Annotated in this window: 11 protein-coding genes, 1 pseudogene and 1 riboswitch; of the genes and pseudogenes, 6 read left to right on the top strand and 6 right to left on the bottom strand. The window is 71.9% G+C overall.

Annotation, left to right across the window (positions count from 1 at the left end; translation table 11 throughout):
• Positions 1-172 precede the first annotated feature (172 nt).
• Positions 173-1378 carry an ornithine--oxo-acid transaminase gene (rocD, locus tag ACFWBN_RS38980; RefSeq protein WP_385186370.1) on the bottom strand — a complete coding sequence of 402 codons (1206 nt, stop codon included), beginning with the start codon at positions 1376-1378 and terminating at the stop codon, positions 173-175.
• Positions 1379-1487: 109 nt separating this feature from the next.
• Positions 1488-1578, top strand: a riboswitch (ZMP/ZTP riboswitch).
• A gap of 35 nt (positions 1579-1613) precedes the next feature.
• On the opposite strand from rocD, the gene glyA reads away from it, so the two are divergent.
• The 4 genes from glyA to ACFWBN_RS38960 all read left to right on the top strand — a co-directional run bounded on the left by glyA (position 1614) and on the right by ACFWBN_RS38960 (position 6252).
• The gene (glyA, locus tag ACFWBN_RS38975; RefSeq protein WP_385186366.1) at positions 1614-2882 is read left to right on the top strand and encodes a serine hydroxymethyltransferase; all 1269 of its coding nucleotides are present in this window, start codon (positions 1614-1616) and stop codon (positions 2880-2882) included.
• A gap of 539 nt (positions 2883-3421) precedes the next feature.
• Positions 3422-4435 carry a tryptophan--tRNA ligase gene (gene trpS, locus ACFWBN_RS38970; RefSeq protein ID WP_385186363.1) on the top strand — a complete coding sequence of 338 codons (1014 nt, stop codon included), beginning with the start codon at positions 3422-3424 and terminating at the stop codon, positions 4433-4435.
• Between the two features lie 121 nt (positions 4436-4556).
• On the top strand, positions 4557-5153 hold the full coding sequence (locus ACFWBN_RS38965) for a 2'-5' RNA ligase family protein (RefSeq protein ID WP_385186360.1): 597 nt from the start codon (positions 4557-4559) through the stop codon (positions 5151-5153).
• Between the two features lie 166 nt (positions 5154-5319).
• Positions 5320-6252, top strand: coding sequence for a YihY/virulence factor BrkB family protein (locus ACFWBN_RS38960; protein ID WP_385186357.1), 933 nt, complete (start codon positions 5320-5322; stop codon positions 6250-6252).
• Positions 6253-6327: 75 nt separating this feature from the next.
• On the opposite strand, the gene ACFWBN_RS38955 is transcribed toward ACFWBN_RS38960, so the two are convergent.
• Positions 6328-7569, bottom strand: coding sequence for a D-alanyl-D-alanine carboxypeptidase family protein (locus ACFWBN_RS38955; protein WP_385186354.1), 1242 nt, complete (start codon positions 7567-7569; stop codon positions 6328-6330).
• Positions 7570-7690: 121 nt separating this feature from the next.
• Between ACFWBN_RS38955 and ACFWBN_RS38950 the strand changes: the two are divergent.
• Both ACFWBN_RS38950 and ACFWBN_RS38945 read left to right on the top strand, forming a co-directional pair.
• Positions 7691-7927 (top strand): annotated as a pseudogene (locus ACFWBN_RS38950) (SCO4848 family membrane protein); the annotation flags it as partial.
• A 104-nt stretch (positions 7928-8031) separates the two neighbouring features.
• Positions 8032-9336 carry a metallophosphoesterase gene (locus tag ACFWBN_RS38945; protein WP_385186351.1) on the top strand — a complete coding sequence of 435 codons (1305 nt, stop codon included), beginning with the start codon at positions 8032-8034 and terminating at the stop codon, positions 9334-9336.
• On the opposite strand, the gene ACFWBN_RS38940 is transcribed toward ACFWBN_RS38945, so the two are convergent.
• The 4 genes from ACFWBN_RS38940 to ACFWBN_RS38925 form a co-directional block, all read right to left on the bottom strand.
• On the bottom strand, positions 9333-10097 hold the full coding sequence (locus tag ACFWBN_RS38940; RefSeq protein WP_385186348.1) for a TetR family transcriptional regulator: 765 nt from the start codon (positions 10095-10097) through the stop codon (positions 9333-9335). The genes ACFWBN_RS38945 and ACFWBN_RS38940 overlap by 4 nt on opposite strands.
• An 11-nt stretch (positions 10098-10108) precedes the next feature.
• A complete protein-coding gene (locus ACFWBN_RS38935) occupies positions 10109-10534 on the bottom strand; it encodes a thiol-disulfide oxidoreductase DCC family protein (RefSeq protein ID WP_385186345.1) in 426 nt (141 codons plus the stop codon).
• A 3-nt stretch (positions 10535-10537) separates the two neighbouring features.
• Positions 10538-10942, bottom strand: a complete 405-nt coding sequence (locus tag ACFWBN_RS38930) for a hypothetical protein (protein WP_385186342.1) — start codon at positions 10940-10942, stop codon at positions 10538-10540.
• 207 nt (positions 10943-11149) lie between these two features.
• Complete coding sequence (locus tag ACFWBN_RS38925; protein WP_385186339.1) at positions 11150-11911, bottom strand: alpha/beta fold hydrolase; 762 nt, start codon at positions 11909-11911, stop codon at positions 11150-11152.
• Between the last annotated feature and the right edge of the window lie 185 nt (positions 11912-12096).

Genomic DNA, 12096 nt, shown 5'->3' with positions numbered 1-12096 from the left:
GGCCAGGGGTCGGAGAGTGGCAGCCTTGTTGCGTTCGGCGCCCTGCGGGGGCGCCCCGCCACACACCCGGCCCCGTCGAAACCGGCGGGCCGGGCGCCCCGTGACACACCCGGCCCCGTCGAAATCGGCGGGGCGGGCGCCCCGCCGCACACTCGGCTTTGCCGAAACCGGGTCAGGCGGTGAGCACCGCGCGGAGCTGGTCCAGGCCCCAGTCCAGGTCCTCCTTGGAGATCACCAGGGGCGGGGCCAGCCGGATCGTCGAGCCGTGGGTGTCCTTCGCCAGTACGCCCCGCTCCATCAGCTTCTCGGAGATCTGCCGGCCCGTCCCGCGTGCCGGGTCGATGTCCACGCCGGCCCACAGGCCCCGGCCCCGTACGGCGGTCACCGCGCCCCCGCCGACCAGCAGGCCCAGCTCCCGGTGCAGGTGGTCGCCGAGCTCGGTGGCCCGCTGCTGGTACTCCCCGGTCCGGAGCATCGCGATGACCTCCAGGGCGACCGCGCAGGCGAGCGGGTTCCCGCCGAAGGTGGACCCGTGCTCACCGGGCCGGAACACCCCGAGCACGTCCGTGTCGGCGACGACCGCCGATACCGGCACCACACCGCCGCCGAGGGCCTTGCCGAGGATGTACACGTCAGGGACGACCTCCTCGTGCTCGCACGCGAAGGTCTTGCCGGTCCGGCCCAGCCCCGACTGGATCTCGTCCGCCATGAAGAGCACGTTCCGCTCGCGCGTGAGCTCCCGTACGCCCCTCAGGTAACCGGCGGGCGGCACCAGCACCCCCGCCTCGCCCTGGATCGGTTCCAGCAGCACGGCGACGGTGTTCTCGGTGACCGCGTGGGCGAGCGCGGTGAGGTCCCCGTACGGGACGATCTCGAAGCCCGGCGTGTACGGACCGAAGTGGTCGCGCGCGTCGTGGTCCGTGGAGAAGGAGACGATGGTCGTCGTCCGCCCGTGGAAGTTGTCGGCGGCGACCACGATCTTGGCGTGCCCGTCCGGGACGCCCTTGACCTCGTAGCCCCACTTGCGGGCGGTCTTCACGGCCGTCTCCACCGCCTCCGCGCCCGTGTTCATGGGCAGCACCATCTCCTTGCCGCAGAGCGCGGCGAGTTCGGTACAGAAGTCGGCGAAGCGGTCGTGGTGGAAGGCGCGCGAGGTGAGCGTGACCCGCTCCAGCTGCGCGCGGGCGGCGTCCAGCAGGCGGCGGTTGCCGTGCCCGAAGTTGAGCGCCGAGTATCCGGCGAGCATGTCCAGGTACCGGCGGCCCTCCACGTCGGTCATCCACGCGCCCTCCGCGGAAGCGACGACGACGGGCAGCGGGTGGTAGGTGTGCGCGCTGTGCGCGTCGGCGGAGCGGATGGCATCAGCAGTTGTCGACACGGGGTCTCCGATCGTCCGTCAGGCCTGTGACGAGGGTGGCGTCACTGTCCATCCTCGCTCGTATATCGGGCGGAGAAACCTTTCTCGTGGCGCGCCCGCTAAGGTGACGAGTACGCACGGCGACTGGCGTACGGAGAACGAACTCCGGGGGAGTCGTGCGCGCACGACCGCATACAGGGCCGCTCGCCTGGGCCTCGCGGGGACGAGATCTGACATCGACCCCGGAGGAGCCGCCGTGAACGCGCGCCGCCATCCCGCCCTTTCCGCGACCGACCCCGAACTGGCGTCCTTCGTCGCGGCGGAAGAAGTGCTCCAGGCCGAGACCCTGCGCCTGATCCCGAGCGAGAACTACGTGTCCGCGGCCGTGCTCGAAGCCTCCGGCACGGTCCTCCAGAACAAGTACAGCGAGGGCTACCCCGGCCGCCGCTACTACGAGGGCCAGCAGAACATCGACCGCGTCGAGGCCCTGGCGATCGAGCGGGCGAAGGGCCTGTTCGGCGTGGACCACGCCAATGTGCAGCCGTACTCCGGCTCGCCGGCCAACCTGGCGGTCTACCTGGCCTTCGCGAAGCCGGGCGACACGGTCATGGGCATGGCGCTGCCGATGGGCGGGCACCTGACCCACGGCTGGGGCGTCTCGGCGACGGGCTCGTGGTTCCGGGGCGTGCAGTACGGGGTCCAGCCCGGGACCGGCCTGATCGACTACGACGCGGTCCGCGACCTGGCCCTGGCGGAGCGCCCGAAGATCATCTTCTGTGGCGGCACGGCCCTGCCCCGGACGATCGACTTCGCGGCGTTCGCGTCGATCGCCGAGGAGGCGGGCTCGATCCTGGTCGCGGACGTGGCCCACATCGCGGGCCTGATCGCGGGCGGGGCGCACCCGTCCCCGGTGGGGCACGTGGACGTCGTCTCCACGACCACGCACAAGACCCTGCGGGGTCCGCGGGGCGCGATGCTGATGTGCCGGGAGGAGCACGCGAAGGCCATCGACAAGGCGGTCTTCCCGGGCCTCCAGGGCGGCCCGCACAACCAGACGACGGCCGGCATCGCGGTGGCCCTCCACGAGGCGGCGCAGCCGTCCTTCACCGCGTACGCGCACGCGGTCGTCGCGAACGCCAAGGCGCTGGCGGAGGCCCTGCTGGCGCGGGGCTTCGACCTGGTCTCGGGCGGTACGGACAACCACCTGATCCTGATGGACCTGACCTCGCGGGACGTGCCGGGCAAGGTGGCGGCCAAGGCGCTGGACCGCGCGGGCATCGTGGTGAACTACAACACGGTCCCGTTCGACCCCCGCAAGCCGTTCGATCCCTCGGGGGTGCGGATCGGTACGCCGTCGCTGACGTCGCGGGGGCTGACGACGGAGCACATGCCGGTGGTGGCGGACTGGATCGCCCGTGCCGTGGATGCCGCCGGCAAGGGTGACGAGCCGGCCCTGGCCGCGGTCCGCGCGGAGGTCGCCTCCCTGATGGCCGCCTTCCCGGCCCCGGGCCTCCCCCTGTCCTGACCTGCGGTCGGCTGCGGCTCACGGATCGGGGCTCCGCCCCGGACCCCGCGCCTCAAACGCCGGCGAGGCTGGATGTGGCCGCTGCCGTCGGGCCGGCGCGGCCGGGTGGGTGCGCCTCAAGCGCCGGCGGGGCTGGATGTGGCTGCTGCCGTCGGGCGGGCTGGATGCGCGGAGCGCGATTCCAGCCCGCCCGGCGTTTGAGGGCGCGGCCTGGCCGGAGGCGCCGGGTGCGGGGCGCAGCCGCCGCGGGGCCGTTCAGCCCCGCCGGCGATTGAGGCGCGGGTGCGGGCAGCGCCCGCGAAGCTCCGCGCAGCGGCACCCTCGAGCCCAGCCCGCCGGCGACGGCGCGAGGCCGGGGGCAGCGCCCACGGAGCCCCGCGCCGCGGAAACGGCGGAAAGCGGTCGCTCGGCCGAGGCAAGATCCGGACGCACCGCTACCGCCCGGTACCCCGGCACGGCACGGACGGCGCCGTCGCGACCCGGAAGGTTCCGGCCAGCGGCGGGCCCGAGCCCGCCCCCGCACCTGAGAGAATGAGCCCATGGCTTCTGATCGTCCTCGCGCGCTCTCCGGCATCCAGCCCACCTCCGGTTCGTTCCACCTCGGGAACTACCTCGGTGCCATCCGCCAGTACGTCGCCCTCCAGGAGACGCACGACGCGTTCTACATGGTCGTCGACCTGCACGCGATCACCATGCCGCAGGATCCGAAGGATCTCCGCGCGAACACCCGCCTCTCCGCCGCGCAGCTGCTCGCCGCCGGCCTGGACCCCGAGCGCTGCACGCTCTTCATCCAGAGCCACGTGCCCGAGCACGCGCAGCTCGGCTGGGTCATGAACTGCATCACCGGCTTCGGCGAGGCCAGCCGGATGACCCAGTTCAAGGACAAGTCCGCCAAGAGCGGCGCCAACAACGCCACCGTCGGGCTGTTCACGTACCCGATCCTCCAGGTCGCCGACATCCTGCTCTACCAGGCGAACGCCGTCCCCGTCGGCGAGGACCAGCGCCAGCACATCGAGCTGACCCGCGACCTGGCCGAGCGCTTCAACCAGCGCTTCGGCCAGACCTTCACCCTCCCCGCCGCGCACATCGTCAAGGAGGTCGCGAAGATCTACGACCTCCAGGACCCGGCGATCAAGATGTCGAAGTCCGCGTCGTCCCCCAAGGGCCTGATCAACCTGCTCGACGAGCCCAAGGTCACCGAGAAGAAGATCAAGAGCGCGGTCACCGACACCGAGGCCGAGATCCGCTTCGACACCGAGAAGAAGCCCGGCGTCAGCAATCTGCTCACGATCTACTCCACCCTCACGGGCGAGACGGTCCCCGCCCTGGAGGCCAAGTACGAGGGCAAGGGCTACGGCGCGCTGAAGACCGACCTGGCCGGCGTGATGGTCGATTTCGTCACACCGTTCAAGCAGCGCACCCAGGAATACCTGGACGACCCCGAGACGCTGGACTCCATCCTGGCCAAGGGCGCGGAGAAGGCCCGTGCGGTCGCCGCCGAGACCCTGGCACAGGCGTACGACCACCTCGGTTTCCTGCCCGCCAAGCACTGACGGAAGCACCACGGAAGCACTGACGGACCGAGGGCCCTGGCGAGACGGGGGGTGTCGGCCCCACACTGGGGCGACTGCACTCCATCTCGGCAGTCCACAGACACAAGCGGAGGAGAGATACGTGGGGACCGTAACGCTCGGCGTTTCGATCGCGGTCCCGGAGCCGTACGGCAGCCAGCTCCAGCAGCTGCGCGCCGGCTTCGGGGACGCCGCCGCGCACGGCATCCCCACGCATGTCACCCTCGTCCCGCCCACCGAGGTGGAGGCGGACCGGCTCCCGGCGATCCGCGCCCACCTGGCCGCCGTCGCCGCCGCCTTCCACGCCTTCGGGATGCGGCTGGCCGGCACGGGAACCTTCCGCCCCCTCTCGCCGGTCGTCTTCGTCCAGGTCGTCGAGGGCGCGCCCGGCTGCACCCGGCTCCAGTCCGAGGTCCGCGACCCCCAGGGGCCGCTCAGCCGCGAGCTGGCCTTCCCGTACCACCCGCACGTCACGGTCGCCCACGGGATCTCCGAGGAGGCGATGGACCTGGCGTACTCGACCCTCGCCGAGTACGCCGCCGAGTGGGTCTGCGAGGGCTTCGCGCTCTACGAGCAGGGCTCGGACGGGGTCTGGCGCAAGCTGCGCGAGTACCCCTTCGGGACCGTCCCCACCGGTGTCCCCGCGCAGCCCGGCTCGCGCACCGACACCGCGGCGGAAGCGGCCGTACGCCCCTCCTGACGGAGTGGGCGCAGGGCCCGGTGCGTGCGGAATCGGAGCCTGCGCAGGACCAGGGTGTGGAACGGGCGACCCATCGGGCGCCCTTCGCGAAAAGTCACAATCGACGACCGTAGTCTCCAAAAGCGGCAATCCCGGCTATTTCCGGCGGCTCATTTACGGTGACCTCATGGACTGGCTGACGAAACTTCCGGTGATCGGGTCGCTCGCGGCCCGTCTGATGCGGACGCACGCGTGGCGCTCGTACCAGCGTCTCGACCGCGTGCACTGGAGCCGGCTCGCCGCCGCGATCACCTTCATCAGCTTCCTCGCCCTCTTCCCGCTGATCACCGTGGCCGCCGCCGTGGGCGCGGCGCTGCTCAGCGAGGAGCAGCTGGACCGGCTGGAGAAGAACCTCGCCGAACAGGTCCCCGGCATCTCCGACCAGCTCGACATCGACGGGCTCGTCGCGAACGCGGGCACGGTCGGGCTCGTCGCCGGCGCGATCCTCCTCTTCACCGGCATCGGCTGGGTGGGCTCGATGCGGGACTGCCTGCGCGCGGTGTGGGAGAAGGACGACGAGGACCAAGGGAACCCCGTCGTCCGCAAGGGCAAGGACGGGCTCGTCCTCCTCGGGCTCGGCGGGGTGGGCCTGGCCTCCGCCGCGGCCTCGATCTTCGGGGCCAGCGCGGTCGGGAAGTCCGCCGACTGGCTGGGCATCCCGCAGCACGGCGCGGGCGGCGGGCTGCTGCGGGCCGCCGCCTTCGCCGTGGGCGTCCTGGCCGCCTTCGTGCTCCTGCTCTACGTACTGACCCTGCTGCCCGGCGTGGAGCCCCCGCGCCGCCGCCTGCTCCAGGCGGCCCTCATCGGCGCCGTCGGCTTCGAGCTGCTGAAGCTGCTGCTCAGCGGCTACATGCGGGAGGTCGCGGCGAAGAGCATGTACGGGGCCTTCGGCACGCCGATCGCCCTGCTGCTGTGGATCAACTTCACGTCGAAGCTGCTGCTCTTCGTCGCCGCCTGGACGGCGACCCGCGACGACGCGGACGACGACGGCGAGGAGGACCCGGAGGCCCCGCAGGACCCGGAACCGGGCCGCACCCCGGAACCGGCCCCCGCCGGCTAGACCGGGCCCCGCCGGCTAGACCGGCCCCTCGCCGGCTAGACCGGCCCCTCGCCGCCCAGACCGGCCCCCCGCCGCCTAGACCAGGTCCTCGCCCCGGCTGCGCCGGCCCCGCGGCCAGCGCCGGTTGACGACGAAGGCGCCGCCCGCCAGGACCGCCAGCGCGCCGCCCGCGACACCGAGCGCGGTCCCGACCCCGCCCGAGTCCTTGCCCGCCGCCGACGGGTTGTTCTCGTGGGACTGGGCCGGGGAGCCGTGCGAGGTGGTGTCCGCGCTCTTCGGCGGCACCAGCTCACCCACCGGCTTGACCTTCCCGGCCGCCGCGAACCCCCAGTCGAAGAGCGCGGCGGTCTCCTCGTACACCGAGTTGACGCCGCCCGCGCCCGGGTTCATCACCGTGACGAGCAGCTTCCTGGCCCCCTGCTGCGCGGCGCCGGTGAAGGTGGAGCCGGCCATCGTGGTGTTGCCGTTCTTCACCCCGGCGATGCCCTTGTACGGGGAGATGCCGCCCGCGCCCGTCATCAGCCGGTTGGTGTTCTGGATCTCGAAGTGCTCCCGCGGCTTCCCGGCCTCCTGCCTGCCGGGGAACTTCGCCTCGGCCGTGCCGCAGTACTCCCGGAAGTCCTGCTTCTGCAGCCCCGAGCGCGCGATCAGCGTGAGGTCGTACGCGCTGGAGACCTGCTCCGGGGCGTCGTAGCCGTCGGGGGACACCACGTGGGTGTCCAGGGCCTGGAGCTCCTCGGCGTGCGCCTGCATGTCCTTGACGGTCTTGTCGATGCCGCCGTTCATGGCCGAAAGTACGTGCACGGCGTCGTTGCCCGACCGCAGGAACACCCCGAGCCACAGGTCGTGGACGGAGTACTCCAGGTCCTCCTTGACCCCGACCAGGCTGCTGCCCGGGCCGACGCCGTCCATGTCCTGCTCGGTGACCTTGTGCACCTGGTCCTTGGGCAGGCTGGGCAGCACGGTGTCCGCGAAGAGCATCTTCATGGTGGAGGCCGGGGGCAGCCGCCAGTGCGCGTTGTGCGCCGCCAGCACCTCACCGGACTCGGCGTCCGCCACGATCCACGACCGCCCGGTGAGGTTCGCCGGCAGGGCGGGCGCGCCGGGCAGCAGGTTCACCTGGGTGCCCGGCTGGCCGAGGAGCGAACCGCCGACCGTGGACATCGAGGCGGGCGGCGCGGGCGCTGCCGGGGCTTTGCCGGGCTGGCCCTTCCCGTCGGCCGGCGGGCTCGGCGCGGCGTGCGCGGGGGCCACGAGCATGGCGGGGACCAGCAGTGCGGCGGAAAGGACCGTCAGCGCGGTCTTCTTGGCAGACACGCAGGTGAAAGTACATCCCGATGGGCTGTATGCCGTCACGGACCGGCCAATTCGGTAGAACCACTGCCGGGACAGCCCACCCGAGCGCGTCCGTCCTGGGGACGGATCCGATACTGGGGGCATGAGACTCAGCCGTACCGCCTCCTGGTTCCTGCTCGCCTTCGGAGTGTGGAGCTGGTTCATCTGGGTGTCTTTCGTCCGGAACCTGTGGAAGAACGGCAGTGGCCTGGCATTCGATGCGGCGGGCGACCCCACGGCCTACTTCTGGGTGCACCTGACGCTCGCGGTGTCGTCCTTTCTCCTGGGGACGGCCGTCGGAGTGATCGGGTTGCGCGGGGTCCGGGCCCTGCGGCGGGAATCACGCGCGGGCGCGGGCGCGGGCTCCGATACGGGATCCGGTACGGACAAGGGCGCGGGCTCGGGCAGCGGCTCGGACAGCGGCTCCGGCGCGGGTGCCGCGGCATGAGCATCGTGATCTTCGCGGTGATCGCCCTGGCGGTCCTCGCCCTCCTCGTACTGGTCCACCGCTGGCTCTGGATCCGCCTGGTCCGTGACACCACGGCCCCCGGCGGCCTGCCCCGCCGCATCGGTACGGCCTTGACCATCGCGCTGCCCCTCCTCTCCGTGGCCGCACTGACCGCGGGCCGCGCGGGCGCGCCCTTCCTGCTCCAGCAGGCGGTGTCCTGGCCGGGGTTCCTCTGGCTCGCGGTACTCCTGTACCTGACCCTGACGATGCTGGTCGCCGAGCCGATCCGCGCGCTGTTGCTCCGCCGTCTGGCCCACCGGGACCCCTCGGGGGAGGACCGGGGCTCCGCTCCGGACCCCGCGCTCCACGCGCCGGCGGGTCTGATGCAGCCCGCCTCCGGCCCCTCCCCGGCCCCCGACCCCGGCCCCGCCCCCAGCGCCCCGGCAACCCCCGACGGAGCCGCGGCGGCCCCCGACCTGACCCGGCGTCGGTTCGTCGCGCGCACGGTCGGCGGGACGGCCGCCGCCGTGGCCCTCGGGACCGTCGCGACAGGGGCCCACGGAGTCCTGCGCGGCCCCAGCGTCCGCCGCGTCCAGGTGCCGCTCGCCAAACTGCCGCGCGCGGCACACGGTTTCCGGATCGCCGTCGTCAGCGACGTCCACCTCGGCCCGGTCCTCGGCCGCGCCCACACCCAGCGCATCGTCGACACCGTCAACCGCACCCAGCCCGACCTCATCGCCATCGTCGGCGACCTCGTCGACGGCAACGTCCACGACCTCGGCCCGGCCGCCGAGCCGCTACGCCGGCTCAGCGCCCGCCACGGCTCGTACTTCGTCACCGGTAACCACGAGTACTTCTCCGGCGCCCAGCAGTGGGTCGACCACGTCCGCGAACTCGGCCTGACCCCGCTGGAGAACGCCCGCCGCCCGCTCCCGCACTTCGACCTCGCCGGAGTCAACGACATCGCGGGCGAGAGCGAGGGCCACGGCCCCGACTTCCAGGCCGCCCTCGGCGACCGCGACCGAAGCCGGGCCGCGGTGCTCCTCGCCCACCAGCCCGTCGTCATCCACGACGCCGTCAAGCACGGCGTCGACCTCCAGCTCTCCGGCCACACCCACGGCGGCCAGCTCTGGCCCGGCAACTACCTCGCCGAACTCGCCAACCCCACCGTCGCCGGCCTGGAGCGCTACGGAGACACCCAGCTCTACGTGTCCCGCGGAGCCGGCGCCTGGGGCCCTCCGGTCCGCGTGGGCGCGCCGTCCGACATCACCGTGGTCGAACTGGCTTCGTACCAGGCCTAGGCCGGACCGGGCTTCGGGTCCGGGTCCAGGCCCGGATCCGGGTCCGGGTCCGAAGCCCGCTTGCGGGCCCCCGCCGTGGCCGTCTGGGCCATACCGGGCAGGAAGTCCGCGAACAGCTCGTGCACCTCGCGCACCAGCGGCCGCAGCACCCGGAACCGTGCCAGCACGATGCCCCGCGTCGTCAGCTGCGCACCGCGCTCCGCGAGCCGGCGCGTCTTCTCGCTGTTCGGCGAACGGTCGAAGACCCAGTACAGGACCAGCCCCATCTGCGAGAGCCACATCAGCTCCGGCAGTACGTCGGCCAGCTCCGCCGGCACCTTGGTCTTCGCCCCCGCCAGCACCTCGCGGTGGATGTCGATGGCCGCCTGCCGCGCCGTCTCGGATTCCGGCGAGAACGGGCTGAGGGGACTTTCGGGGTCGGCCGCGTTCTTGAAGAACTGCGAGGCGAACTCGTGGTACGGGGCCGCGATGTCCATCCAGCTGGTCAGTACGCCCGCGAGCCGCTTCTGCAGATCGGTCTCGTTGTCCAGGATGGGCCGGACCGCCGCCTGGTGGGCGGCGCCGATCCGGTCGTAGAACCCCTGGACCAGGTGTTCCTTCGATTCGAAGTAGTAGTAGGCGTTGCCGACCGAGACACCGGCCTCCTTCGCGATACCCCGCATCGTCGTCTTGTCGAAGCCGCGCTCCTGGAAGAGCCGGAGCGCGGTTTCGAGGATGAGCGTGCGGGTCTGCTCGCTCTTGGGAGCCTTCTGATCAGTCACGGTGCACGAGCCTATCGGGGGACGGAGCACTGGTCGTCACAGGCCGGTTCCTCAAGCCCCTGAGGCTGCCCTTCGGTCCGCACGGCCTCCCGCCATTTCGCGGCGGTGTACATGGCCGCCCGGGCGAAGGGCCGACCGGCCGGAGTGGCGAGCCAGTTGGCCTTCGGCCGGTGTTCGACCAGCGCCCACAGGCACACGATGAACGCGTCGGTCCCGGTCCACACCTGCCCCGAGTCCCCGATGACGGTGATCTCCCGGAGCGTCGCCGCGTGGTCGAGCCGCGGGTACTGCCACCGCGCCTCGTAGGAGGCGGCGGGGATGAGCCGCAGCGGCACCAGCCATGGCTGCGCGAGCAGCCAGTACCGGATGTGGACGCAGAGCGGGCAGCTCGCGTCGTACAGGACCGTCAGCCGCCGGACCGCTCCCGAGGCCGCCACCGCTCAGGCCCCGGCCGGAGCGGTCCACCCCTGGGGGGCGACGGGCGGGGTCTGCTGCCGCTCCATGATCCCCCGGCGGCGCATCCTGTTGAGGACCCAGACGTTCCCGAGGTGCATGACCCCGAGGACCAGCAGTACGACGCCGAGCTTGACCGACAGCGCCTCGAAGAGGTCGCGGGCCTGGACGATGTCCTCGCCCGACCGCAGGTAGAGGGTCACGAAGCCGATGTTCACGAGGTAGAACCCGACGACGAGGAGCTGGTTGACGGCGTCGGCGAGCTTCTCGTTCCCCTGGAGGACGTCGCCGATGAAGACGCGGCCGTTTCGGCTGAGCGTACGGGCGACCCAGACGGTGAGCCCGATGCTGATGAGCAGGTAGATGACGTACGCGACCACGGTGAGGTCCATTGCCCTCAGCCCCCTTGAACGTGTTCAATTGCCTGACAGTGCTGACTGTAGAGCCTTTTTTGAACAGGTTCAAGCGAACGGCGAACGGTGGTCCGGCGGACACGCCGAAGGGGCGGTGCGCGAGCTGCGCACCGCCCCTTCGGCTTCGTGGCTGTTCGTGAATCAGCAGATCACCGGGTCACCGAATCACCGGATCGCCGGATGCTGTCACTGGGTCGGGTGGAGGAACTCCAACAGCAGGTCCGTGACTTCGGCCGGGCGCTCCAGCGAGGGCAGGTGGCCCGCCCAGGGGAGTTCCACGTGGCGGGCGCCGGGGATGAGGGTCGGGAGCTCGGCGGCGATGCGGCGGAAGTCGGGGAGGTCGTGGGCACCGCCGACGGCGAGGGTCGGGGCGGCGACGGCGGCGAGGTCGATCTCCGGTTCGGGGAGTTCATGGCTCTCGGTGACGTCCAGGACGTTCTCGAAGTTCCGCAGCTGCATGGCCCGTACGAGCGCGTGCGCGGCCTCGTCGGCGTCCGGTCCGAGCCAGGTACGGGCGTTCAGCGCGGCCGCGCCCGCCAGGTCACCGGCGTCCAGCAACACGTCCTCGGCGGCCCCGAACTCCCTCACCTCCGGACCGGGCCGGTGCCCGGGACGCCCGGCGCAGAGCAGGGCCAGCCGGTCAACCCGCTCGGGGTGCAGGGCGGCGACCTGCAGGGCGACCCGCCCGCCATAGGAGGAGCCGACGAGCGCGGCGCGCTCGATGCCGAGCCGGTCCAGCAGGGCGACGACATCGCCGTGGTCGCTGTACGGACCCTGCGCGGCGGGCGATTCCCCACAGGTCCGCAAGTCCGGCCGAACCACGCGGAATCCAGCCTCGACCAGCGGCTCCCACTGGGGGTCCCACATACGCCGGTCGCAGACGCCGGAGTGCAACAGGACGACGGCGGGCCCTTGGGCCGACCCGGACACCTCGAAAGAAACGCTCATGGGGAGATCTTGGGGGGTGGGTGGTGTGGGGGCCAGGGGGTTTTGGGGGCGGGGGTGGGGGTGGGGGTCGGCGGGGTTCCCGTGTGGGACGGTCGGCTTGCTGGGCGGTGGCTTCGGGGGTCGGGATTCAAGTGGGGGGCATCAGGGAGGGTTTGGGGGTTTCCCGTCAGTCTCATCGTCTCTCC

Origin of the sequence: Streptomyces sp. NPDC059989 (assembly GCF_042736975.1) — a bacterium.
Classification (GTDB): domain Bacteria; phylum Actinomycetota; class Actinomycetes; order Streptomycetales; family Streptomycetaceae; genus Streptomyces.
The sequence above is the reverse complement of the archived record's forward strand: the minus strand, read 5'-3'. Positions and strand labels throughout refer to the sequence as shown.